The organism is Marinobacter sp. SS13-12 (assembly GCF_030227115.1).
Lineage (GTDB): Bacteria > Pseudomonadota > Gammaproteobacteria > Pseudomonadales > Oleiphilaceae > Marinobacter.
The window spans coordinates 607,037-631,615 of record NZ_JASSUA010000002.1 but is presented as its reverse complement, the minus strand read 5'-3'; the positions used below and the strand labels follow the sequence as shown (position 1 = coordinate 631,615).

21 protein-coding genes and 1 riboswitch are annotated in these 24,579 nt (G+C 58.1%); of the genes, 4 read left to right on the top strand and 17 right to left on the bottom strand.

Annotation, left to right across the window (positions count from 1 at the left end):
* Positions 1-16 precede the first annotated feature (16 nt).
* From QPL94_RS15875 to QPL94_RS15820, 12 genes are all read right to left on the bottom strand, one after another.
* Complete coding sequence (locus QPL94_RS15875) at positions 17-790, bottom strand: ABC transporter ATP-binding protein (RefSeq protein WP_285358694.1); 774 nt, start codon at positions 788-790, stop codon at positions 17-19.
* On the bottom strand, positions 790-1,743 hold the full coding sequence (locus QPL94_RS15870; protein WP_285358692.1) for a FecCD family ABC transporter permease: 954 nt from the start codon (positions 1,741-1,743) through the stop codon (positions 790-792). Before QPL94_RS15870 ends, QPL94_RS15875 begins: the two co-directional genes overlap by 1 nt.
* Positions 1,744-1,776: 33 nt before the next feature.
* Positions 1,777-2,676 carry a cobalamin-binding protein gene (locus QPL94_RS15865; protein ID WP_285358691.1) on the bottom strand — a complete coding sequence of 300 codons (900 nt, stop codon included), beginning with the start codon at positions 2,674-2,676 and terminating at the stop codon, positions 1,777-1,779.
* 21 nt (positions 2,677-2,697) lie between these two features.
* Positions 2,698-4,563: a TonB-dependent receptor domain-containing protein gene (locus QPL94_RS15860; RefSeq protein ID WP_285358688.1), complete on the bottom strand. Its 1,866-nt coding sequence runs from the start codon at positions 4,561-4,563 to the stop codon at positions 2,698-2,700.
* A 123-nt stretch (positions 4,564-4,686) separates the two neighbouring features.
* A riboswitch (cobalamin riboswitch) is annotated at positions 4,687-4,907 on the bottom strand.
* Positions 4,908-4,945: 38 nt separating this feature from the next.
* Positions 4,946-5,962, bottom strand: coding sequence for a threonine-phosphate decarboxylase CobD (gene cobD, locus QPL94_RS15855; RefSeq protein ID WP_285358685.1), 1,017 nt, complete (start codon positions 5,960-5,962; stop codon positions 4,946-4,948).
* 31 nt (positions 5,963-5,993) lie between these two features.
* Positions 5,994-6,551, bottom strand: a complete 558-nt coding sequence (locus tag QPL94_RS15850; protein ID WP_285358682.1) for a cob(I)yrinic acid a,c-diamide adenosyltransferase — start codon at positions 6,549-6,551, stop codon at positions 5,994-5,996.
* Between the two features lie 42 nt (positions 6,552-6,593).
* The gene (locus tag QPL94_RS15845; protein WP_285358680.1) at positions 6,594-8,291 is read right to left on the bottom strand and encodes a methylmalonyl-CoA mutase family protein; all 1,698 of its coding nucleotides are present in this window, start codon (positions 8,289-8,291) and stop codon (positions 6,594-6,596) included.
* Complete coding sequence (meaB, locus tag QPL94_RS15840) at positions 8,278-9,258, bottom strand: methylmalonyl Co-A mutase-associated GTPase MeaB (RefSeq protein ID WP_285358679.1); 981 nt, start codon at positions 9,256-9,258, stop codon at positions 8,278-8,280. Before meaB ends, QPL94_RS15845 begins: the two co-directional genes overlap by 14 nt.
* On the bottom strand, positions 9,259-10,680 hold the full coding sequence (locus QPL94_RS15835) for a phenylacetate--CoA ligase family protein (RefSeq protein WP_285358678.1): 1,422 nt from the start codon (positions 10,678-10,680) through the stop codon (positions 9,259-9,261).
* A gap of 76 nt (positions 10,681-10,756) precedes the next feature.
* Positions 10,757-11,182, bottom strand: a complete 426-nt coding sequence (locus QPL94_RS15830) for a cobalamin B12-binding domain-containing protein (protein ID WP_099618898.1) — start codon at positions 11,180-11,182, stop codon at positions 10,757-10,759.
* Positions 11,183-11,197: 15 nt separating this feature from the next.
* On the bottom strand, positions 11,198-11,890 hold the full coding sequence (locus QPL94_RS15825; RefSeq protein WP_285358676.1) for a GntR family transcriptional regulator: 693 nt from the start codon (positions 11,888-11,890) through the stop codon (positions 11,198-11,200).
* A 212-nt stretch (positions 11,891-12,102) separates the two neighbouring features.
* Positions 12,103-12,690 carry an NUDIX hydrolase gene (locus tag QPL94_RS15820; protein ID WP_285358675.1) on the bottom strand — a complete coding sequence of 196 codons (588 nt, stop codon included), beginning with the start codon at positions 12,688-12,690 and terminating at the stop codon, positions 12,103-12,105.
* A 99-nt stretch (positions 12,691-12,789) separates the two neighbouring features.
* Here QPL94_RS15820 and QPL94_RS15815 point away from each other — a divergent pair, with 99 nt between their 5' ends.
* The gene (locus QPL94_RS15815; RefSeq protein WP_285358674.1) at positions 12,790-13,341 is read left to right on the top strand and encodes an NUDIX hydrolase; all 552 of its coding nucleotides are present in this window, start codon (positions 12,790-12,792) and stop codon (positions 13,339-13,341) included.
* A 3-nt stretch (positions 13,342-13,344) separates the two neighbouring features.
* On the opposite strand, the gene QPL94_RS15810 is transcribed toward QPL94_RS15815, so the two are convergent.
* The 3 genes from QPL94_RS15810 to QPL94_RS15800 all read right to left on the bottom strand — a co-directional run bounded on the left by QPL94_RS15810 (position 13,345) and on the right by QPL94_RS15800 (position 18,221).
* Positions 13,345-13,656 carry a YqfO family protein gene (locus tag QPL94_RS15810; protein WP_285358673.1) on the bottom strand — a complete coding sequence of 104 codons (312 nt, stop codon included), beginning with the start codon at positions 13,654-13,656 and terminating at the stop codon, positions 13,345-13,347.
* 462 nt (positions 13,657-14,118) lie between these two features.
* The gene (gene purL, locus QPL94_RS15805) at positions 14,119-18,027 is read right to left on the bottom strand and encodes a phosphoribosylformylglycinamidine synthase (RefSeq protein ID WP_285358672.1); all 3,909 of its coding nucleotides are present in this window, start codon (positions 18,025-18,027) and stop codon (positions 14,119-14,121) included.
* 2 nt (positions 18,028-18,029) lie between these two features.
* Entirely contained in the window at positions 18,030-18,221 is a 192-nt protein-coding gene (locus QPL94_RS15800; RefSeq protein WP_285358671.1) for a hypothetical protein, read from the bottom strand.
* Between the two features lie 78 nt (positions 18,222-18,299).
* Between QPL94_RS15800 and mltF the strand changes: the two genes are divergently transcribed.
* Positions 18,300-19,793, top strand: a complete 1,494-nt coding sequence (gene mltF / locus QPL94_RS15795) for a membrane-bound lytic murein transglycosylase MltF (RefSeq protein ID WP_285358728.1) — start codon at positions 18,300-18,302, stop codon at positions 19,791-19,793.
* Here mltF and QPL94_RS15790 read toward each other — a convergent pair.
* Positions 19,788-20,255, bottom strand: a complete 468-nt coding sequence (locus tag QPL94_RS15790; RefSeq protein ID WP_137437871.1) for a regulatory protein RecX — start codon at positions 20,253-20,255, stop codon at positions 19,788-19,790. The genes mltF and QPL94_RS15790 overlap by 6 nt on opposite strands.
* Before the next feature lie 151 nt (positions 20,256-20,406).
* Between QPL94_RS15790 and QPL94_RS15785 the strand changes: the two genes are divergently transcribed.
* Complete coding sequence (locus tag QPL94_RS15785) at positions 20,407-22,884, top strand: DUF349 domain-containing protein (protein WP_285358670.1); 2,478 nt, start codon at positions 20,407-20,409, stop codon at positions 22,882-22,884.
* On the opposite strand, the gene QPL94_RS15780 is transcribed toward QPL94_RS15785, so the two are convergent.
* Positions 22,881-23,147 (bottom strand): late competence development ComFB family protein, encoded by a 267-nt coding sequence (locus QPL94_RS15780; protein WP_285358669.1) that lies wholly within the window; start codon positions 23,145-23,147, stop codon positions 22,881-22,883. The genes QPL94_RS15785 and QPL94_RS15780 overlap by 4 nt on opposite strands.
* A 191-nt stretch (positions 23,148-23,338) precedes the next feature.
* Between QPL94_RS15780 and QPL94_RS15775 the strand changes: the two genes are divergently transcribed.
* Entirely contained in the window at positions 23,339-24,547 is a 1,209-nt protein-coding gene (locus tag QPL94_RS15775) for an acetyl-CoA C-acetyltransferase (RefSeq protein ID WP_285358668.1), read from the top strand.
* Positions 24,548-24,579 lie beyond the last annotated feature (32 nt).

The window sequence follows — 24,579 nt, the reverse complement described above, 5'->3', positions numbered from 1 at the left end:
CACAGCTTCCAGCTTCTTACTGGGCCTTCTTGGGTACGAATAGTGGTGCACCATCCACCTCCACTGTCAGCAATTCCTGGTCGTAAAGTCTTTCAAGTGCGGCTGGCACGAGCATTTGCTTTGCTGGTCCCCAGCATGCTTCGCCATTGGGGAACAGTAATAACAGGTGATCACACCATCGGGCCGCCAGATTGAGATCATGTAGGCACATAAACACGGAGCGACCACTCCGGGCCTGCTCGGTCAGCAGCTGCAATACGGACACCTGATGATGAAGGTCCAGATGATTGGTTGGTTCATCCAATAGCCAGGTATCGGGTGCCTGTGTCAGGACTGTCGCAATAGCCACGCGCTGTCGCTCACCGCCGGACAGTGTGTTCACCAGGCGATCACTCAGGTGGGCGACATCCAGTTGCTCGAGGGCCTGCCGCGCATAGCGCTCATCATCTCCGGATTCCATCTGCCAGGGAGACAGCCACGGGTGGCGACCGATCAGGGCGGTTTCCATAACGGTGGCAGGAAAACCGTCCTGCCTCTCCTGGAACACCAGGCCCAATTGCCTCGAAATCTGCCGGCGCTTGAGCTCACTCAGCGCATTATCCCCAAGGCAAACTGTCCCATGACGCGGTTCCAGCAGGCCGGCAAGGGTATGCAGCAAGGTCGTCTTGCCAGCACCATTCGGGCCCAGCACACCCCACATCTGCCCGGGCTCTATGGTGAAATTCAGCGCCTTGCCGTCCTCCCGCCCGGGAATATCGATTATCAGCTCTCGTGCCTGTAACGGGTTCATCAGCGGCTCCGGTACAGCAGGTAAAGGAACGTTGGCACACCAAGCAAAGCCGTAATCACCCCTACCGGCAATTGCTCCGGCGCGATAACCACTCGCGCCAGGGTATCCGCCAACACCAGCAGTGTGCCACCAGCCAGGGCGCAGGCGGGCAGGATCAGGCGCTGGTCGTTACCCAGCACCAGCCGCAACATATGAGGCACCACCAGGCCCACAAATCCGATGCTGCCAGCCATGGTCACCGCGGTGGCGGTGAGCAGACTGGCGAGGATATAGATCGTCCACTCCAATGGCCGCACTGAGACCCCGAGGGCGGCAGCCTGCATAGGGCCGCGGGCCAGTACGTTAAGACTGCGACCCAGTGGCACCACCAGCAAGCAGACCAGAAAAAGGAGCGCCAGCGCCGGCCAGGGTGAGCGCGCGTAGGACACGTCTCCCATCAGCCAGTACAGCATGCCGGGCAGGCGCTGGGCCGGGCTGATGGCCAACATCAGGGTAATCACCGCACCCCAGCCGGCAGCGACAACCACTCCGGTCAGCAGCAAACGCGACGGCGTCCAGCTGCCGGTACCGTGAGCAAGACCGAACACCATTAAGGTAGCCAGCATGGCACCGGCAAACGCCGAACCGGAAACGATCAATCCACCCAGGCCCGCCAGCATCGCCAACAGCGCACCCACAGCAGCGCCGCCAGAAAGGCCGAGCACATAGGGGTCTGCCAGTGGATTGCGAAGGAGCACCTGCATCAGCGCCCCGGCCACCGCCAGAAGACCTCCGGTGGCAAAAGCTGCGAGTGTTCGGGGAAGGCGCAGCTCCAACACCAGGGTTTGCTGCAGATTGCTCCCTTCACCCAAGATAACTGCAGCGACCTCTCCGGGAGTCACACTGACACTGCCAATGCCCACAGACAGCACCATGGCAATCAGGCTGACAAGAGCCAGAATCACAAGCGGCATGGTCAAGGGCCTGCTCACGAGAGTGGCCCCTGATTAACGTTTGGCACGGGCATCATCCAGTCTCTCGCAAAACAGTTGTGAGCCCTCCAGCATACGCGGCGTCGGGCGCTGGACCAGCGATGGAGGTATGAAGTAAAGATTGTCCCTGGCTGTGGCATCGATACCGGGAAAAGCTTCCCACCGGCTCAGCCAGTGCCGGTTTTCTTCGCCCATTCCCCCGGCCAGGATGGCTTCGGGGTTGGCGCCGATCACCGCCTCGGCACTGATTCTGGGCACCAGGCGATCGAGGTTGCCAAACACGTTCACTCCACCGCACAGGGTAATAACCTTGCCGATCAGGTGCTCGTCATTCACGGTCATCAACGGTTCGTCCCAGACCTGGTAAAATACCGATACCGTTTCGGCATCCCGGTACTGGCGTTCGAGTGCGGCAATGCCCTGGCGGAACCGGTCAGCTTCGGCAAAGCCCTTCTCTTCGGTGCTGGCCAGGCGCGAGAGCCGTTCAATCGTGTGGGATACCCCCTCAAAGCTACGGGGTTCTATGGAAAAGACTGGCAGACCCAGATCCTTTAACGCCTCAATCTGTTCCGGCGGGTTACCGGTTACCCAGCCGATTACCAGGTCTGGCTGCAGCTTCATCAGGCGTTCCAGGTCCAAGCGGGTATGACTGCCCACCGACGGAACATCTTTCGCCTGTTCCGGATAGTCGCTGAAAGCGACCACGGCCACGACCTTGTCACCGGCACCAGCCGCCCAAACCAGTTCGGTGGCGCCGGGAGATAAGGCCGCAATCCGGGCAGCTGGCTGCCCAAGGCATACTTCCTCGCCGATATCGTCCGTTGCGCACACCTGCGCCGCCTGCAGTGGAACTTGCCAAACTGCCAGGAGGGCGGTCAGAAACACTATCAGGTGCCGTATTGCCGAACGATTCATGCGTCGACTCCTGTGGAGCACTTAATAAAAGTCATGACGTATCGACAGGAAACCTGCGGTACCGGCAGCCACGTACTCGGCACCATCAAAACGGAGCGCTGTTGAGTATTGTTTGTCCGTCACATTCTGAAGAGTGAGGTGGGCGTTCCAGTCCCTGGCAAACTCCCAGCCGGCGCGGAGGTTAAGGGTCACATAACCCGGCAGCCGCTCTTCGTTTTCCGAGTCGTCATAGCGATAGCCGCTGGCCAGAATGGTGCCGCCAAAAGACCAGGCTCCAAGTGTCCTGTCCACATCCACGCGCAGAGACTGGTGGCTGCGGCGTCGCAGACGGTTATCGGTTTCCTGGTCGCGGGGATCCATCAGGGTCAGATTCACAGCCAGATCCCAGTCGTTGGCACGGACGCCCGTGCCCATCTCGAACCCCCGGATGCGGGCTTCATTAACATTGACCGGTCGAAGATCGCCACCCTCGGATTGGAGATCAATAAGATCCTCAACATCCAGTTGGTAGATTGCAGCATCCCAGTACCAGATTTCATAGCGGCCACTGAAACCGAGCTCGAACGAACTCCCCTCCTCAGGCTTGAGGTTCGGATTGCCGGCGTAACTACCACCAAAACTGTAGGTTTCCAGCGGATAGTAAAGATCGTTGAAAGTGGGCGCCCGGAACGACGTGCCATAACTCACCCTGACACGATGTGAACGGTCAAAAGAATGACCGAAGGCTACTCCGCCGGTTTCCTGGCGACCATAGGCCTCGTTATCATCGCCGCGTAACGACAACTGCAAGTCCGACGGTCCGAAGTTCAGGCGCAGTTGGCCAAACAGGGCAGCGTTGATGCGACTGTCTTCTTCAAAGTCCGTGGAACTGGCCACCTCGTCAGATTGCAGCTCGCCACCGAGTGCGAGTTCATGAACCCCGGTCGTGAAGGTGTTTTCCCAACGTGCTGTACGGGTTTTGGTATTGAAGAAGGAATCGCCAGCCTCGCGGAAATTGTCCTGCTCATCGGCGGATTCCGACAACTGAATGGAGCTGTTCCAGTAGTCGCTGACCGGGGCGTCCAGCTGGAAGCCAACAGTCCGAATCAGGAAATCGGTATCGCCACCATCAAATTCGGTGTTCCCTTCGGAATGCATCATCACCGCACTGGCTTCGCCCCCACCGGGGAGTTCGTGGACAATGCGACCGACACCGGCGGTGTTGCGAAATCCCTTGTCTTCGCCGTCTTCCACAATCTCGGTGCCGTCAGTTTCCCTATGCAGGCCACTGATGCTGTAACGGGTTGAATCCGAGCTTGCCGACGCTCCGGCACTGGCCTTCTGAGTATTGAAGTTACCTGCACCGGCCTCCACCCAGCCTTTGCTGCCTCGCTCAGGGTCCAGGGTGAACGCCTGGATCACACCTCCCACGGCGTCGGCGCCATAGAGTGCGCTTCGCGGGCCTCGTACAACCTCAACTCGCTCCACCAGTTCCATGGGAAAATACTGCCAGGGCGCACCCCCACTGGTGGCCGAGCGAAGGCGCACTCCATCTACCAGAAAGACGGTTGAGTCGTTGGTGGTGCCTCGTGTATAGACACTTGTATTCTTGCCGTAGGAGCCGTTGGTGACGACATCAATGCCAGGCTGCCCGGTCAGAAGATCCTTGAACTCCGAAGTTTCCTGCTGGCGAATGGTTTTTTCATCCAGCACAGTGACAGAGGACAGGCTTTCCCCCACCGTTCGCGGGCCAAGTGTGGCCGTCACAACAATGGGGTCGAGCTCCGGCGCAGCCCTCTCTTCGTTGGCTAACGCTTTAGAAACTGGCAGGAACACTAAGGGGAGGCCGGACAACAGGACCGGCATGGTCTTCGAAAAACCCATAATCAGCACTCGCTTGTAAACCATGCGCACCCGCATGGTGTTTATTATGTTGCGGAGCTCGAGAGTGAGACTGGGGGGAGGCAGGATACGAGTCAGTGTACAGGTGTGAAGCCGACACAACTCACCCACCGCCGTCGCCCTCCGCAACTTCCGGTGTGTATTCAGGCCGGTCTCCGGGCTTGCGAGTGGATCAGCCTTTGAGGCGTATCCGGGGCAATCACCTTCCCATGCATTACGCACAGTGGCTTTTATGATTGCCTTTAGCTCGCTTACCGTTGCGGGGGCAGCGTCGGACTTTAACCGACTTCCCGTTTTAAGCTTTTCTGCGGCGATACCGCGAAAAAGCGTTACCTGAATACGGTATACCTTTTTTCGGTGGTCAAACTATCAGCCCCTCAGGGCTAAATCAATAAACATCCTTTAAATACATTGCCCGATCAAAACGCGCCCAATCCGGCTCGGAACCAGGCAATCCAAACCTCAGCGCCGCGGGATTTTCAAACTCCCGGACCAGAATTCCCTCTCGCGCAAGCGCGGCTGCTATATCCGCTGCCCTGCTGTGCCGTATGTACCGGAACAACGCGGTGCCAGTAGAATGCTCCAGGCCATGGTACGCCAGGCACTCCGACAGCCGCCGGCTCTCACTGTGCAACCGCTCGGCGGTTGCGGCCCGCCACTGGTGGTCTGCCAGCGCTTTACCCATGACAAAACGTGCGGGCCCACTGACCGACCAGGGCCCCAGCGTGGCCGCCAGCATACCTATAATATCCGGGTCGCCGACAACAGCCCCGGCCCTGAGACCCGCCAGGCCGAAAAACTTGCCCAGGGACCTCATCATTACGAGGCCGGGCTGACCAGTCGCAAAGCCCACGCTGAGTTCCGGCGTGGCATCCATGAACGCCTCATCAACGATCAGCCAGCCGCCGCGGCATTGAAGACGGTCATGCCAGTTCAACAGCCGCTGAGGCTCAATGGTCTGGCCCGTCGGGTTGTTGGGGTTGATGCAGACCAGCACGTCCAGTTCATCAAGCCAACTCTCGTCATTGCTGGCAAACTGCTCGCTACCAATTTCCGTGACCCGGTGGCCGGCAGAGGCCCAACAGTGCCCGTGCTCCTGGTAACCCGGCGAAGGCACGCCTACCTGGCACGGTGAGCGCAAACGGGGCAATGCCATGATCGCTGCCTGGCTGCCGGCAACCGGAATACCAGCCGAGGAATCGGGCGCACCGACCCACTGTCTTATGCGCTGTTCCAGACCATCATCAGGCTCCGGCAATCGACGCCACACGTCCCCGGGAATCGCCGGAACGGACCACCCCTGCGGATTGATGCCGGTGGAGAGGTCCAGCCATTGTTCCAGCGGGATTTCCCACTTTCGCGCAGCAGCGCGAAGCCGGCCGCCATGCTCCGGAGCCGGCATCATGATTCGTCAGAGCCTCCGTCGCAGTCCGACATCATTCCCCGGGCACCCAGAGCACGTCATCTTTTCCCTTGCCATTGGCATGTCGGGCAAGCACGAAAAGCAGGTCAGACAGGCGGTTCATGTACTCCAGCACCGACTGGCTGATCTCTTGGTCTTTCTTCAACTGAACGATGATCCGCTCGGCCCGGCGGGCTACTGTCCGGGCATGGTGAAGGTGCGTTGCGGCGGGGTTACCCGCCGGGAGAATAAACGAACGCAGGGACGGAATGTCTGCGTTGAACTTGTCAATTTCCTGCTCAAGTTCCAGGGTCTTGGCTTCGGCGAGCCTCAGCGGTGGGTATTTCGGGTTTTCCGCAAACGGCGTGCACAGATCCGCACCCACATCGAACAGATCGTTCTGGATGCGCGCCAGTATGCCATCCAGCTCCTCGTCCACATGCAGCCGCGCCAGGCCAATAACGGCATTGGCCTCATCCACCGTGCCGTAGGCTTCCACACGCAGATCGTGCTTGGCAACACGGCTGCCATCGCCGAGGCCGGTATCGCCTTTATCTCCGGTTTTCGTATAGATCTTGGTGAGCCTGACCATTCATTTCTCCCGTGAACCGCTTCAGTCAGTGTATGAAGCCGGTCAGATTACAGGTTTTTCGCGATAGGTTCCCCAGATGCCTTTCAGGGTTTCAACAATGTCACCCATCGAAGCGCCCTCTCTGACCAACTCAATGGTGAGAGGCATCAGGTTTACCGATTCATCCTCGGCCTGCTCTTTTAGCTGCTTGAGCATGCTCTGGACCTTTTCCTCGTCGCGATTGTTCTTGACCTTGTTCAGGCGTTCAATCTGACGGCGCTCTGTTTCCGGATCGTGGGGATGGGTTTCGATTTCAACATCCTCTTCCTCCTGGACGAACATATTGACGCCGATAACCGGTCTTTCGCCACTGGCCTTGCGCAGCGCGAAATCATAGGCCGAGTCGGAAATGCCTCTCTGGAAGTAACCATCGTCGATACACTGGAGCGTGCCGCCGAGTTCTTCAACCTCATCGAGGATCTTCCAGGCTTCCCGCTCAATCTCGTCGGTGAGGCTTTCCACGTAGTAGGAACCGCCCAACGGGTCTACAACCTGGGTGATGTTGGTCTCGTAGGCGATGATCTGCTGGGTACGCAGGGCAATCCGCATTGCTTCCTCGGTGGGTATGGCGAAGGCCTCGTCCATGCCATTGGTATGCAGCGATTGCGCGCCGCCCAGCACGGCAGAGAGCGCCTGCAGCGCAGTACGGATCGGGTTGATCGTGTACTGCGGTTTGGTCAGGGTTGCCGCTGCAGTCTGCGCGTGGAAACGTAGCCGGCTGGCCGCGGGGTTCGTGGCACCGAATTTTTCCCGCATGATCTTGGCGTAAATTCGCCTGGCGGCCCGGAATTTGGCAATTTCCTCGAAGAAGTCCGCCTGGCTCACGAAGAAGAAAGAGAGTCGGGGCCCGAACTCGTTAACGTCCACCCCTGCATCGATTGCCGTCTTGACGTACTCCATGGTGGTGGCCATGGTGTACGCCACTTCCTGGACAGCGGTCGAGCCGGCTTCCGATATGTGATAACCGGAGATATTGATGGCGTTGTACCGCTTCATGTTCTCGGATCCGTACTGGATACAGTCACGGACCAGGCGAACAGACGGCCGCACCGGGAAGATCCATTCCTTCTGGGCGATGTACTCCTTGAGAATGTCGTTCTGGATGGTGCCCGACAGATCATTGAGGTCATAGCCACGCTGCTGTGCCAGCGCAATGTACATGGCGTAGAGGATCCATGCCGACGGATTGATCGTCATGGAGACGGATATCTTGGTCAGATCGATGTCGTCGAACAGCTCCTCCATATCCGCCAGCGTATCGATGGCGACACCCTCACGGCCCACTTCACCCTGACTCATCGGGTGGCTGGAGTCATATCCCATCAGTGTGGGCATATCGAAATCGATCGACAGGCCGGTCTGGCCCTGGGCGATAAGGTACTTGAAACGCCCATTGGTTTCCCTGGCGGTACCGAAGCCCGCAATCTGGCGCATGGTCCAGTTCCGGCCGCGATACATCGTGGGGTATGGACCCCGGGTGAACGGGTATTGGCCGGGAAAGCCAATGTCCTCGAACGGGGTATTCTTCAGATCCAGCGGCGTGTAAGTGCGCTTGGTGGGCATACCGGAGGCGGTGGTGTACTCGGACTGGCTCTCCGGCGCCCGCTTGATAAATGATTCAACTTCGTTCTTTTCCCACTCGTTGAACTCTTTTTCAATGTGCTTGAGTGCAGCGGGGTCATACTGGTCAGTGCGATTCATGAATCGTCTCCTTCATGGCTTTTAACAAGGTCACCGCTGCGCCATGGGGATCCAGTTCGCGTTGGGTAACCTTCTTGAGCAGCTCTTCGGTTTGCGACCTGCTGTCACGTGCAAAATTGTCCCGGACGATTTCTTCGGCGACTTTCACTACCCGGGTTAACGCAATCTGGCGTCGCCTTTCGGTAATTTCGCCACTTCGTTCCAGATGCTCCGCATGGCGATCAATCGCGGCCATCAACTCGCCGAAACCGGTGTGCTTTTCAGAACTGGTGGGCACCACCGGCACCCGCCAGACATCCTTACCGGGCTCAAGACTCATCATCAGCATGGCCTTGAGTTCCTGGATGGTCTTGTTGGAGTCCGGTCGGTCGGCTTTGCTCACAACATGGACATCGGCAATTTCCAGCACCCCTGCCTTGATGGCCTGAACGTCGTCACCCAGTCCAGGCGCATTGACCACCACGGTAGTGTGAGCTGCACGCACGATATCGACTTCGTCCTGGCCCACCCCGACGGTTTCGATCAACACCACGTCGAACCCGCCCGCATCCAGGAGGTCGACCGCATCAAGAGCCGGTCTGGCCAGGCCACCCAGGGTACCCCGGGTGGCCATGCTGCGGATGAAGACGCCAGGGTCGGATACCAGGTCGCCCATGCGTATGCGATCCCCGAGGATGGCGCCGCCGGAAAACGGGCTTGAGGGGTCAATGGCCACAACGCCCACCGTCCGGCCACTTTTCCGGTACTCGTGAACCAGTTGTGTAACAAGGGTGGACTTCCCTGCCCCCGGCACGCCGGTAATGCCCACCACATGGGCGCGGCCGGTGCTCTTGTACAGTTCGGCCAGTGCCTGGCGAACGTCGGGGTCACCGCCGCTTTCAACCCGGGTAATAAGCCTGGCGATGGCGCGGAGGTGTCCCTCCCGAACCCGTTCAGCCAGCTCCATCGAGGGTATGCGGTTAATCATTCAACCACCCCGCTTCTGGTTGAGGCTCTGGTACAGATCTCTGTCGTCAACGACACGCTGAGCCTTGAAGTCGGTGCGCGGGAAGGTCTCCGGCTCGACCATGACGACCCTTGCCCGAACACCCAGCACCCGGCTGAGCTCGGCCTCCACCCTTTCTCCCATCGCCTTGACCGCATCCGGGCCCTTGTTCGCGGTCTCCTGGTCGAATTCTGCCTGGACTGCCAGCTCATCCATGGAGCCGCCCCGTGAGATGATGATTCGGTGCTCACCGCCATAGCCGGCGAGGCCCTCGAGAACTTCAGCGATGGCGCTGGGGTAGACGTTTTCACCACGGATCTGGAACATGTCGTCGATCCGCCCGTAGATACCTTTGGGCAGTCGTGGATAGGTTCGTCCGCACGGGTTGTCTTCCATCACCCAATGGGTCAGGTCGCCGGAGACCATGCGGATCATCGGTTGGGAAGTCCGCTCGAGGTGGGTATAGATCGGAGTGCCCTGCTCGCCGTAGGGAACACGACGATTGGTATTCGGGTCTGCGACTTCGGTGTAGACAATGTCCTGCCACAGCAGCATGCCCTCGGTGTCGGCGCTGCCGGAGGCATGCATCCAAGGGGTCAGTTCGGCCATGGTTCCGCAATCAACCACCTTGGCACCGTAGATATCCTGGATCTTGTCCCGGATGGACGGAATGGATCCGCCCGGCTCACCGGAAAAGAACAGCACCTTGATACCGAACTCTTTGGGGTCAACCCCTTCCTCACGAGCGACTTCCGCCAGCCTCAGCGCATAGGAAGGTGTGGAGTAGAGCCCGGCGGGCTTCATCATACCCAGCCAGGTAACGGCTCGTGCCGTCATCCCGGGAGCGCCAGCGCCAAAGGGAAACGCCTTGCAGCCCAATCTTTCGGCACCGATCAGCGCACCCCAGGACCCCATATAGAGACTGAGGATAGCGGCCACAAACACCGTGTCTCCCGGCCGCAGGCCCATACCCCACATGATCCGGGCATGGTTGTTGGCGATGGTGTCCCAGTCACGGCGGGAAATACCAAAGGCGGTGGGCCGGCCGGTTGTTCCGGAGGTGCCATGGATATGATGGATATCGCTTTCAGGGCAGCAGAGATAATCCCCGAAGGGCGGATTTTTTGCCTGGGAATCACGCAGTTCCTGTTTGGTGACGACAGGCACTTCTTCGAAGTCTGCAAGGGTGCGGATGTCTTTGGCCTTTATACCGGCCTCGTCCCACTTGCGCTGGTAAAAGGGCGAGTGGTCGTAGGCATAGGCCATCACGTCGCGGATGCGCGCAACGATCAGCTCATCCCGCTTTTCCGGGTCCATCGTTTCCCGGTCGCGGAACCAGTAAGGGCTGTTCGGGTCCGGAAAATAGTCTTTGTTGTAATTGGGGGGAAAATTCCACTCTTCCATCGGAGACTCCTGATATTGTTATTGGTTGTCGTCTGAGGAAACCTGTCATGGCCGCCCGGCCGGCATGGCACCGGACTTATCGGGCACCACGGTCAGCAACCAGTTGCCGGAACGAATCAATGATTTCCTGGGGAGGAGTGTCCTGTAACAGAATCTTGTGGACGCCCATCTGGTAGAGCTCTTTGACATCGTCATCCGGGATAACACCACCACCGGCAACGATCATGTCTTCCGCTTCCTTCGCTTTCAGGAGCTCCAGAACTTTGGGGAAAATGTGCATGTGCGCGCCCGAGAGCAGGCTGATGCCCAGGATATCCACGTCTTCCTGGATAGCGGCATCGACGACTTCTTCCGGTGTGCGATGCAGCCCGGTATAGACCACATCCATGCCAGCATCCCGGAGCGCACGCGCAACCACTTTTATGCCCCGGTCATGACCATCCAGACCGATTTTGGCCAACATTACCCGAATCACAGTTGCGTTGTTGTCATTGTTTTGCATCGTATTCTCCTTGGATTATGTGATTGCGCTGCCGCTTCTTTTCAAAGGTTCACGGGAGCCCTGTATTTCTTGCTGAAGCCATTTTGATGCAGTCTCCACATGCTGCCTCGCAAGCGTTTCAGCGTTCTGCACGTCGCCGGCCAACACCGCATTGAGTATTGCCTCGTGCTCTTCCCAAATCTGTTGCTGGTTTTTCTCAACAATGAGAATGTCGCTCATCACTCGTCTTACGTGGTTCCAGTGGGCTTCCATCGAATCCAGGATGAAGGTGTTACCTGCCAGTTCGTAGATGAAACCGTGAAAGCGCATATCAGCGTCGATAAGAGCGGGAAGGTCATGGGCCTTCCCCGCTGCGAACCCTTCCGCAATAATGTCCTCCCCACGCTTTCGTACCCCGGCATCCACCCGCTGGGCGGCGAGTCCGGCACTGATCAGATCAATCCCGCACCGGAATTCGTACAACTGCGCCACAAAATTCTCATCAAGCACCGAAACCATCAGGCCGCGACGCCCTACCGCAGAGAGGAAGCCATCATCACGAAGACGCTGCATGGCCTGGCTCACCGGTAACCGTGAGACATCCAGTCTCTCGGCCAGGGTCTCCTGGGTGACCCGCTCGCCCGGCTTGAGCAGACCTTCGACGATGGCATTGACCACAGAGTCGTAAATAAGCTCCGGGAGGTTTTTCTCAGCCTGGATTTTCTTCATTGATCAATCTCCACGACGCAACTCCTCGGCTGTCGTTTGCATACAGTATTCACCATGTAATACCTGATCACTTTGTAATCACATTAGACTTTAGTCTAATTTTTGAGCACTTTTTTGAAGACAAAGCTCTCCGCCCCGGCTCCGCCTGCAACGGCGGGAGCCGGGAAAATCATGAAAATCAGGAGGGGAACCTGGGGAGAGGGTGTGGGGGATCAGCCCCCTTGAGGCGGCTCAAGCAGGTCAATGCCCGCATCGTAGACAGCGTTCAGGAAATCAACCAGTACCACAGCGGAAAGACCCCAGATCTGGTAGCGCTCCCAGCGATAGCACGGCACGTAAAAGGTATTATTGAGAAAATTCAGCGGGTCGGTGCGATGGCGCTTGTCTTCCAGGAAAAACTCAACCGGCACCCTGAATATGCTTTCAATCTCCGCCGGGTTTGCCGTCAGCGGGTGATCGCCGGGTATCACCCCAACGTATGGAGTTACCAGGATCTGATGCAGCGACATCACCTGGCTCAGAGGTGCAATAAGCTGAACCTGCTCCGGAGGTAATCCGATTTCTTCATGGGTTTCCCGTAAAGCCGTGTCGGCAATGGAGTGGTCCTCCGGATCACGGCGACCGCCGGGGAAAGACACCTGGCCCCGGTGAGTACTCAGGTTTTCAGACCTCAGGGTAAAAACGATTTCAGGATTGCGGTGGTCGTCGGTCACCGGAACCAGTACGCCGGCTTCGGGGTAGTCGAGCGTCAGTAACCGGGGAACATAACCTGAGAGGCGTTTGGTAAGAAGATCGCGCAAAACACGGCTCCGTTTTTACATCTGACTATTGAATGAGACGCCGGCAGCACCGATAGTTACACCTGCCAACCCACAATTGTCCAGTATACGGTGAAACGAATGAAATACTGCAGTACCTGCGGCCATCCTGTCGAACAGCGCGTTCCCGAAGGAGACAATCGTCACCGTTATGTGTGCATTAGCTGCGAAACCATACATTACCAGAATCCACGCATTGTCGCGGGAACGGTTCCGATCTGGCAGGGGCAGGTTTTACTGTGCCGGAGGGCCATCGAACCCCGCTACGGCTACTGGACCCTGCCCGCGGGATTTATGGAAAACTCGGAAACCACTCTTGAAGCCGCGACCCGGGAAACCTGGGAAGAAGCTCTGGCCGAAGTCACCGTGGACAACCTTTACACCATTATCCATGTCCCCCACATCGACCAGGTCCACATGTTCTACCGGGCGACCCTTACCAGCGAAAATTTTGGTGCCGGCCAGGAATCCCTGGAAACCAGGTTGTTTGCCCTCGAAGATATTCCCTGGGATGAACTGTCGTTCCCGACCGTTCGTCGCACTCTGGAGCTTTACCTGGAAGACGTACACAAAGAGCACTTCCCGGTGCACGTGGACGACATACGCTATCGTATGAAGCCCGTAGGGCAGTAGACGCTACAAGTCCTCCATGCGGAACACTTCGTAAGCCGGCTCTTCATAGGGATGCGACTCCTTCAGTGCCTGAACCGCCGCCCGGATCAGTTCGTCCCTGCAAACCAGTTCTACCCGAAATTCATCGACCTGCTCCACTTCCCCCGTTTGACCAAGGTAGGGATTGCTCCCCTCAAGCGGGCGAAACTGCCCTTGCCCCCTACATTGCCAGGCGCAACAGTCATAGTCTCCGATGCGACCAGCGCCGGATTCAAACAGCGCAGCTTTGGTGACTTCAAGGTGACTCTCGGGCACGAAATAACACATCTTGTACATGACCAGTCTGCTCCCTTCTAAAGACGTTCAGCAGGATTAACATTCGCGGGTTCGGCGTGCCAATACGCATCTTTTTTGTACAGATTAAGCAGTTAGCTACTTACCCACAGAATCTGTGGATAACTCTGGGGAAAGATTTTGGGAACACGCCCTCACCCCCCGTAATTACTACACTTTCGTTAAATTGGCGACAAATTCACCTACTTCATTAATTGTATATTTATCAGCACGTTAGGAGCGCTGAACAAAAAATGAACCTGAAACCAGCGCTTTGTTCACGGAACACACAATACGGCAGGCAAAATGTGCATAAACCATTTTAGTCAAGGGGATTTTCGCACTTATAAACAAAAATTTCCCTTGAAAACCGCTCAAATTTCAAGATCCGGAAACGAAAAAGCCGGCCCGGGATCAGTCACCTTTCTGGTGCCCCCCGGGCCGGCTTTTTTTGCCTGTTCAGGCTCAGGCGAACCAACGCCTCGCGTTGCGGAACATACGCATCCACGGTGCATCTTCTGACCACTCCTGCGGGTGCCAGGAGTGCTGAGATGTGCGGAAGACCCGCTCAGGGTGGGGCATCATGATGGTGACCCGGCCATCCCTGGTGGTAACGCCAGTGATGCCTGCTTCAGAGCCATTGGGATTGTAGGGGTAGCGAGTGGTGACGTCGCCACGATTATCCACATAGCGCAGTGCAACAAGTTCACTCTCGTTGAGCTGCTCCGCTGATGTGCCAGAGGCAAACTCTACCCTGCCCTCACCGTGTGCCACCGCTATCGGCATCCTGGATCCCACCATGCCATCCATGAAGGCGGACGGGGAAGGCGTCACCTCGGCCATCACCAGCCTGGCTTCAAACTGCTCCGACTGGTTGCGAACAAAACGGGGCCAGCCTTCGCTACCGGGAATCAGCTCATGAAGGTTGGACAGCATCTGGCAGCCATTACAGACGCCCAGAGCCAGAGTGTCCTGGCGATTGAAGAAAGCGGCGAACTGATCGCGAACCCGGTCGCTGAACAGGATGGACTTGGCCCAGCCCTCTCCAGCGCCCAGCACATCGCCATAGGAGAACCCACCACAGGCCACCAGGCTGTTAAAGACTTCCAGGGAAGCCCGGCCTGACAACAGGTCGCTCATATGCACATCAACAGACTCGAATCCTGCACGGTCAAAGGCTGCCGCCATTTCGACCTGACCATTCACACCCTGCTCCCGCAGCACCGCAATCTTTGGTCGCGCGCCGGTGTTGACATAAGGGGCAGAGATATCCTCGCTGACGTCAAACGTCAGCTTGGCATGAAGGCCGGGATCGTCGGCATCCAGGAGGTTATCGAATTCTTCCTGCGCACAATCGGCATTGTCGCGAAGCGACTGCACCCGGTAACTGGTTTCCGCCCACAAGCGCTGCAGTTCGGCGCGTGGCCGGGCAATAATTTCATTACCTTCGAAGGTGTAGCGAATACAATCATCCTGGTTGAGCGTACCGATAACGGACGTGTGGTCACCAAGACCGGCTGCGGAGAACTGTTGCAGCACAAAGCCGGTTTCGTCGCGCCGGACCTGAATGACCGCCCCCAGCTCTTCATTGAAGAGCTCGCGCGGGAACTGGGACGAATCCTCGGCCAGTCCATCCAGTTTGATATCAATGCCCGAGCGCGCGGCAAAGCTCATCTCGGCCAGGGTTACGAACAAACCACCATCGGAACGATCATGGTAAGCCAGCAGCTTGCCGTCTTCATTGAGTCCCTGAATAACCGCGAAAAACGCCTTGATGTCTTCGGGGTCGTCCAGATCGGGCGCCACTGCGCCCATCTGCCGATAAACCTGCGCCAGGGCAGAGCCGCCCAGGCGATTCTGGCCGGCTGCCAGGTCAATCAGAATCAGGTCCGTCTCGCCGGCATCGGTAATCAGTTGCGGCGTCAGGGTTCTGTCAACGTCGGTCACCGGCGCGAAACCGCTGATAATCAGTGACAGGGGCGAGGTCACACTTTTCTGTTCACCATTATCGTCCTCTTCCCAAACAGTTTTCATGGACATGGAGTCCTTGCCCACGGGAATGGTGATGCCCAGTGCCGGGCAAAGCTCCATACCCACAGCGCGAACCGTTTCGTAGAGGTTTTCATCCTCTCCCGGGTGCCCCGCTGCGGCCATCCAGTTGGCGGACAAACGGATGTCCTGCAGCCTGGCAATGGGCGCCGCAGCCAGGTTGGTAATCACCTCACCAACGGCCATGCGACCGGACGCCGGGGCATCAATAACGGCAACCGGCGTGCGCTCACCCATGGCCATTGCTTCGCCGCTTTTCACATCAAAGGAAGTTGACGTGACGGCCACATCGCTGACTGGCACCTGCCACGGGCCGGCCATCTGATCCCGGGCCACAAGGCCGGTGATGGTGCGGTCACCAATGGTAATCAGAAAACTCTTTGAACCCACTGACGGCAACCGGAGTACACGGTTGATGGCATCCTCAAGATTGATCTTTGTGGAATCGAAAATGGGCTTGGTAAACGAGGTGCGGGAAACGCTCCGGTGCATCCGTGGTGGCTTGCCAAAAAGAACGTCCATTGGCAGATCAACCGGGCGATCATCAAAGTAGGAGTCGCCAAGCTCCAGGTGGTGCGTCTCGGTAGCTTCGCCGATCACTGCGTAGGGGCAGCGCTCGCGGCGGCAAAGCGCATCGAACTGCTCCAGGTTCTCCGGCGCAACGGCCATGACGTAGCGTTCCTGGGATTCATTGCACCAGATTTCCAGGGGCGACATGCCAGGCTCGTCACTGGGAATGTCCCTCAGCTCAAACCTGCCACCACGGCCACCGTCTTTCACCAGCTCCGGCATGGCATTGGAAAGCCCACCGGCACCAACGTCGTGGATGAAACAGATGGGGTTGTCGTCGCCCATCTGCCAGCAGCGGTCAATCACTTCCTGACAGCGACGCTCCATTTCGGGGTTATCCCGCTGGACGGAGGCAAAATCCAGGTTTTCGTTACTGGAGCCGGAATCCATGGATGAGGCAGCACCGCCACCGAGACCGATCAGCATGGACGGGCCGCCCAGAACAATCAGTTTGGCGCCGACAGGGATATTGCCTTTCTCTACATGGCTGGCACGGATATTACCCAGGCCACCTGCAATCATGATGGGCTTGTGATAGCCGCGGACTTCCTCACCAGCTGCGCCCGGCACCAGTTCCTCGAACGTACGGAAATAACCGGTCAGGTTGGGACGCCCGAATTCGTTGTTGAAAGCCGCACCACCAATGGGGCCTTCAATCATGATATCCAGTGGTGAGGCTATTCTGTCCGGCTTGCCGTAGCCAAGTTCCCAGGGCTGCGGGTCGTCCGGCAGATTAAGGTTGGACACGGTAAAGCCGGCCAGGCCAGCCTTGGGCTTGGAACCACGGCCGGTTGCGCCCTCGTCGCGGATCTCGCCACCGGACCCGGTTGCCGCACCCGCCGCAGGCGCAATTGCCGTGGGATGGTTGTGGGTCTCCACCTTCATGAGGATGTGGATGTCTTCTTCGTGGTAGCGATACACTCCGGATTCCGGTTCCGGAAAGAAACGGCCACCACGACTGCCGGTAATGACCGACGCGTTGTCCTTATAGGCAGACAGCACACCTTCACTGTTCATTTCGAAGGTATTACGGATCATGGCAAACAGGGATTTTTCCTGCCCCTCACCATCAATATCCCAGGAGGCGTTGAATATCTTGTGGCGGCAGTGCTCCGAGTTGGCCTGTGCGAACATCATCAGTTCGACATCCGTGGGGTCACGCTCCAGGTCCGAAAAAGACTCGACCAGGTAATCAATCTCGTCTTCCGCCAGCGCCAGGCCCAGCGAACGATTGGCCTCCACCAGCGCCTGGCGTCCACCAGACAGCACCGGGATGCGGTTGAGGGTGCGAGGCTCATCGGTGTGGAACAACAACTCTGCCCCACCCATCTCGTGGAACACTTTCTGGGTCATGCGGTCATGGAGCAGCGCCGCAATCTTTTCTCTCTGCGCCAGCCCCAGTTTTCGGCTTGCCTTTATATAGTAGGCCGTACCGCGCTCAATCCGCCGGATTTGCTTCAACCCACAGTTGCGCGCTATATCGGTAGCCTTGCTGGACCAGGGCGAAAGGGTGCCGGGCCGAGGAACCACCAGGAACAGCACGCCGTCAGGTTCTTCGGCAGGAACACTGGGCCCGTATGTCAGCAACCGATCGAGTACCACCTGGTCAGATTCGGACAGCGGTGACTCCAGGTCCGTGAAGTGCATGAACTCGGCATACACATGCTCCACTTCGGGAACAATGTCCTGAATGCGGGTATGCAGCTTGCGGGAGCGAAAGGGCGAAAGCGCAGGAGCGCCGCGAAGTTCAAGCATGATCAAAACCTGTACGCGCGAAACTGGGAGCCGGGGCACGCCTCCTGTTCGCCGGAGCGTCCGGAAACAGGAAAATGCTGGCCATTTGAAAGGCCGCAATGATACTCGAAACGGGGTTCGGGATACAGCGTCAAAAGGTCATAACCTGCCCCCTGCATTTCACATTGTTTTGCATATAAAATGATCACTTCCATTGACCAGCCACCTCCGACCGGGGATTATTGAGGCCAGGACAGGGAGTTCAGAATTTGCAAAACACAGATCGCCAACCGATGGGTTTCGCACTGGCAGCGTACGCTTGCCTGCTTGCTATCACCCTCATTACTGCCGGATGCTCCAGGCCGAGCACTCTTCAGGAGATTCGCTCTGAGGGTGTACTGCATGTTATCACCCGCAATGCCCCTTCCGTTTACTACGAAGGCCGCGATGGCCCTACTGGCTATGACTACGAGCTGGCCCGGCTGTTTGCCAACGATCTTGGCGTGGAACTCAAGGTGCGGGTGGCAGATGACAACACCGGCGTGCTCTCGGTGATCGATCAGGACTATGCCCACATCGGGCTGGCCGGGTTTTCTGCACGCCCGGATTTCCCGGGCCGGTATCACACGGTATCCAATGGTGTGGAGGCAGAGTCCGTGGTGGTATACAACCGCGACACAGACCGCCCCGAATCCGTTGAAGACCTGGAAGGACAGACCCTGCACCTTGTTGCAGACAGCAACCACGAGCACCAGCTGGCGCAACTGCAGGCGGAAAACCCGGGCCTGCAGTGGAAAGTTCATTCGGGGCTGGATGCCGCCGGCATACTGGCGCGTGTAGAGTCGGGGGAATATCCGCTGGCCATCGTCTCTTCCAATGAACTTGACCTCAACCATGTCTTCTTCCCGATGGTCAAAAGCGCGTTCAGCCTGGGCGAGCCGGAAGACCTTTTATGGCTGTTCCCCGGAGAGCAGGACAAGAGCCTGGCCGTGGCTGCCAGGGATTTCATCAGTGAGCTGAGGGAAAGCGGCGCCCTGGCCCAGATTTCAGAGCGATTTTACGGCCACCTGGACCGCCTCAACTACGTGGGTGCACGGACGTTTGTACACCACGTGGAAAACCGCCTGCCGAAGTATGAAAGCCTGTTCCGGGACTATGCCTCCACCTACGAGCTGGACTGGCGCCTGCTGGCAGCTATCGGGTACCAGGAATCCCACTGGCGCCCCAACGCCGTGTCGCCCACCGGCGTGCGCGGCCTGATGATGTTGACCCGCACAACCGCCAAGCATATCGGCATAAAGAACCGGCTCGATGTGGAGCAAAGCATCCAGGGTGGGGCCAAATATTTCACCATGGTTCACCGTAAGGTCCCCGAGCGTATCCAGGAACCGGACCGCACCTGGTTTGCGCTGGCATCATACAATGTTGGCTGGGGCCATGTGGAAGACGCCCGCCGGCTGACAGAGGGCGCCGGAAAGGATCCTGACCGCTGGATGGATGTAAAGGAGTTTCTACCGCTACTGACCCAGAAGGAATGGTACTCCAAAACCCGTTTTGGCTACGCCCGTGGCCACGAACCGGTTATCTACGTGCAGAATATCCGGCGCTACTACGACGTTCTGGCCTGGATGACAGAGGCAACAAAAATCGCCGAAACCCCGGAAAAGCCCTGGTTCAAAGACCTTGAAGGCATGGAAAAGATTATCCGGCCCGGCGACACGGCGCGAGAGCAACAAACCCGGGCAAGCCTGCCAAGTGAACTGGGCTTCGTTCCCCCTACCCTATAAACGCCGCTCCAGCGCCGACTCGACCTGATCGGAAGCAAATCCCCTTCTTGCCAGAAACCGTGCCTGGCGTACCTTTTCATCCCAGTCTTCACTGATATCACTCAGACCGAACCGCTTCTCCCGCAGCAGCGTGGCCCGTTCGACCCAGTCGGCATCGGTCAACTCACGGAGACAATCCGGTGTTGTGTGAATGCCCCGTTGCTGGAGCTCCGCCAGAATCCTGAGCGGCCCGTACCCCAGGTCCATTCGCTGACGCGCATAGACATCGGCAAATCGCTCATCGCTCAACCAGCCTTCCGCCTCATAGTCATCCAGAACCCGCTCTATTACGTCGGATTCGATCTTCCTCTGCCTGAGCTTCAGGGACAATTCGAGCCGGCTGTGTTCCCTGCGGGCCAACAGCCGCAACGCAGCGGAGCGGGCCTTGTAATCCTGATCATCCTGATTTGATGCTTTTCCCATTCTGACTCTTCCCGCAGTTGCCGACAAAACGCTAGACTAGCCCCCACTCGATAATCGTACCCGGCATCCGGAACACCGGATAAGGCCGATGGTCGGTGCAGGCATACTTTGCCGGCACCGGGAACTGGTTTCAATATCAAAGGGTAACCCCATGGCTGCATTCATCCAGAAACTGTTCAGAACCCGCAAGGCCAACACAACGCCGCCTCCTGCTGCTGCAGTTCGACGGGAACCGACGCCTGAAGACCTGGAAAAGGTGAGCAGACAGGACGACAAACGTGAGCAGCAGGCAAAGATGCTCAAGTCCGCACCCTCCGAAGCTCAGCTTGAAGAGCTGGCAACCGTCGGCATGACGGCCGGCATCCGTGTTGAAGCTGCCGAAGCGTTGGCCGACAAAGCCGCGCTGCAACGTGTCCAGAAGCTTGCCAAGGGAAAGGACAAAGGGGTCTACCAGGTGGTACGCCAGAAGCTCCAGCACATTCGTGATGAAGAGGAGCAGCAACGGAAACTGGCCGAAACCATACAGACACTGGTGCGCAATGCCACCGAACAGGCACGCAGTGACGACACGAAACTGTATGAAGCCCGCCTGGAAGCTCTGCTGCAGAAATGGGCCGACGTTGAGTCCCGGGCCTCCCGGGAGCAGACCACCGATTTTTTGCAGGCAGTGCACCAGTGCCGTGAACGCCTCCATGATATGCACGCTGAAAAAGAACTGCTCAAGCAACAGCAGGAGCAGCGGAGCCAGCGAGCGGAAACCCTGTCCCTGCTGGAGAGCACCCTTGATGAACTGAAACAGCAGGATCCGGACCTGGAGCCTTCTCTGGCCTCCCTCGACGCCCTGCAGAAAACCCAGGAAAACCGCTGGCTGGAAGCAACCCGGGACACCCAGGTCGACAAGCAGGAACAGAAATCCTACGAGAACCTGATGCAGTCACTGCGAGCCTATATTTCCGCCGTCAAACGCCTGGGCCAGCATCGGGAAGAGGTCATCGCACTGCAGACCCCTGCCGAAGGTGACCCCGAGGATGAGACAGCCACCAGCAAGGCCAGGGAGATCCTGGAAGCTGTAGAGTGGCCAAAGGACTTCCGTCGTCCCTCCCTGCTGGACGCCCTTTACCGTATCGCCGGCAAGCCCCGCCCGGCAAAAACCGAAAAGCCGGACACCGCAGAGCAGAAACACCTGGCCGATTCGTTGCGACAGACGCTGGACAAGCTGGACGCTGCCCTGGAAGCCAAACAGCTGAAGGAATCCCGCCAGCTTTTCAAGGCCGCGCAACAGGCGCTCAAACGTCTGGACCACCGTCACAGCAAACCCTTGCAGCCGAGAATTCACCTTCTGGGCGGGCAGCTCCGGGAACTGACCGACTGGCAGGGCTTTGCAACCCGCCCCAAACAGATTTCCCTGTGTGAGCAAATGGAGTATCTGGCAGAGCAACCGATAGAACCGGAAGCCAAAGCCGAACGAATCAAGGAACTGCAGAACGAATGGCGCGACCTTGGCGGCTCATCGGACCGCGACTTGTGGTCACGCTTCAAGCAGGCCTCGGATCTGGCCTATGAGCCCTGCAAGGCCTATTTCTCTGCAAAATCCGGCCTGAAGAAAGCAAACCTTGAGACCCGTAAAACAATTTGCGAGCAACTCCGCACCTTCCTCGACAATGCGGACTGGCACGCCATCGACTGGAAAGCCGCCGAACGCATCCATCAGACCGCCCGGGAAGAGTGGAAAGCGGCCTGGCCGGTAGAATTCCGTGACAACCGCCCGGTACAGAAACAGTTCGATGACCTGCTCAAACAACTGGAACAGCCCCTGGACGAAGAGCGCAAGAAAAATGAAGCGCTCAAACAGGGAATTGTGGAACGTGCGGAGGCCCTGATTGATCACGAGCCCCTTGGTGAGGCCATGAACCAGGCCAAATCCCTGCAAAGCGAGTGGACCAGCATCGGCATCACCCGTCATCGTGAAGACCGGAAACTGTGGCAGGCGTTTCGCAAGGCCTGCGACCAGATTTTTGCGCGCCGCGATGCCCACAAGAATGAACAGGAACAACTTGCCCGGGAGGCGGATGAAAAAGCGGAACCGGTGCTTGCCGCCAGCAGTTCGCTGGGCGCCGATGCAGGCATCGATACCTTGCAGGCTACCCTGACCGAGCTGGATACTCTCAAGAGCGAGCCTCTGTCAGCGGGGACCAGGGAACAGGTCAGCAACGAACGCAGCCGACTTTCCGCGCTTGCCTCCAACCGCCAATTGCAGGAGCAGATTGAAACCTGGAAGCACTGGATAACGGCCAGAAGCACCAGCACCCTGGACAGCAATGCATTGCCTGACCACTGGGCCGGGCTCGCCGCGAATGTGGGGCAACCGGACCCCGTAGAACTGGTTATCCGCGCCGAAATACTGGCGGAGGTTCCCTCCCCGGACGAAGACCAGGGCCGCCGTATGGAGATCCAGGTTCAGCGACTTGCCGAAGGGATGGGTAACTCGGCGTCCGACAACGACAAGTCACAGCAACTGGAAATGCTGGTTGCAAACTGGTGCGTTGTGCAACCAGTGGATGTGGCGAGCGAGCCCCTGGCCCTGCGCCTTGGGCGAGCACTGGAGGCTGTGCTGGGGCGTAAGGGTTAATCGTCCCGTTTATGGCTTTTAACAAACGCCCTGGCCTCCTGCACGGCGGTCAGGGCGTGTTTTTTCATGCCTTCGAGCTCCCCGTCGGCAAGATAGAACATCATGTCGATGCTGTGACGATAGTATTTTGCGGGTAGCCGGTTCAGTGCCACGCACATCACATCCGCCAGAAAATCCTGGCTGTCATCCTCCTCCCTGGTTTCATCAATGGCCTCGGCAACCAGCGGCTCGTAAAAGTTATCAATGGCATCTCTCAGGGACATCGTCTTACTCCTGCTTTTGCTATCAGTCTCTGCCTACAACATAGATCCACCGGCACGAAATGTCATGACCGGCGTGAGCACTTTCGCCAATGGGATTGGCAGCGCACGTCATTACGCATCGAGGCCGCAAACCGCTATGGTTAGGCATTTGAAATGCTCTTCCCGAGTCAAAGACCAACAGAGGACAGGAAATGACCACCGAAGCCTATATCTTCGATGCCGTTCGCACGCCACGTGGACGCGGCAAGAAAGACGGTTCCCTGCACAGCGTCAAACCCATCTCGCTGCTGACCACCGTGCTCAAGGCACTGCAGGAAAGAAACAGCCTGGACACCGCCCAGGTTGACGATATCGTCATGGGCTGTGTCACTGCGGTTGGCGACCAGGGCGCGGATATTGCCAAAACTGCCGCCCTGGCAGCGGACTGGGACGAAGTGGTGGCTGGCGTCACGCTCAACCGCTTTTGCGCTTCCGGTCTTGAGGCCGTCAACCTGGCCGCCATGAAGGTGCGTTCCGGCTGGGAAGACCTGGTTGTTGCTGGTGGTGTCGAGGCCATGTCCCGGGTACCCATGGGGTCCGATGGCGGCGCCTGGGCAACCGACCCGGCCACCAACCTGCATACCGGCTTCATGCCCCAGGGCATCGGCGCGGACCTGATCGCCACCCTGGAGGGCTTCACCCGGGAAGACGTGGACGGATTTGCCGTGAGATCCCAGCAGAAGGCGGCCAACGCCTGGGAAAAGGGTTATTTTTCCAAATCCATCATTCCTATTACCGACCAGAATGGTGTGATGATCCTGGACCGCGACGAACATGTGCGCGGCAACACCACGGTGGAATCCCTGTCCGGCCTCAAGCCCTCGTTCCAGATGATGGGCGAGATGGGCTTTGACGGAGTCGCCCGGGAAAAATACCACTACGTGGAGAAGATCAATCACGTCCACCACGCCGGCAACTCTTCCGGCATCGTCGATGGTGCGACCGCCATGCTGATCGGCAGCGAAGCCAAGGGCAAGGCCATGGGGCTCAAACCACGCGCTCGCATCCTGGCAACTGCGGTCACCAGTACCGACCCCACCATCATGCTGACCGGACCTGCGCCGGCGGCCCGCAAGGCACTGGAAAAAGCTGGCATGACGGCGGACCAGATTGACCTGTTTGAAGTGAACGAAGCCTTTGCCTCCGTGGTCATGCGCTTCCAGAAGGAACTGTCGGTTCCCGACGAGAAAGTGAACGTTAACGGCGGCGCCATCGCCATGGGCCACCCCCTGGGTGCCACCGGTGCCATGATTCTGGGCACCCTGCTCGACGAACTGGAGCGGAGAGAACTGCGCTACGGCCTGGCCACCCTGTGTGTGGGTGGCGGAATGGGTATTGCCACCATCATTGAGCGCGTCTGAGCCGACCACTGATTCTGAGAGGAGAAACGAAT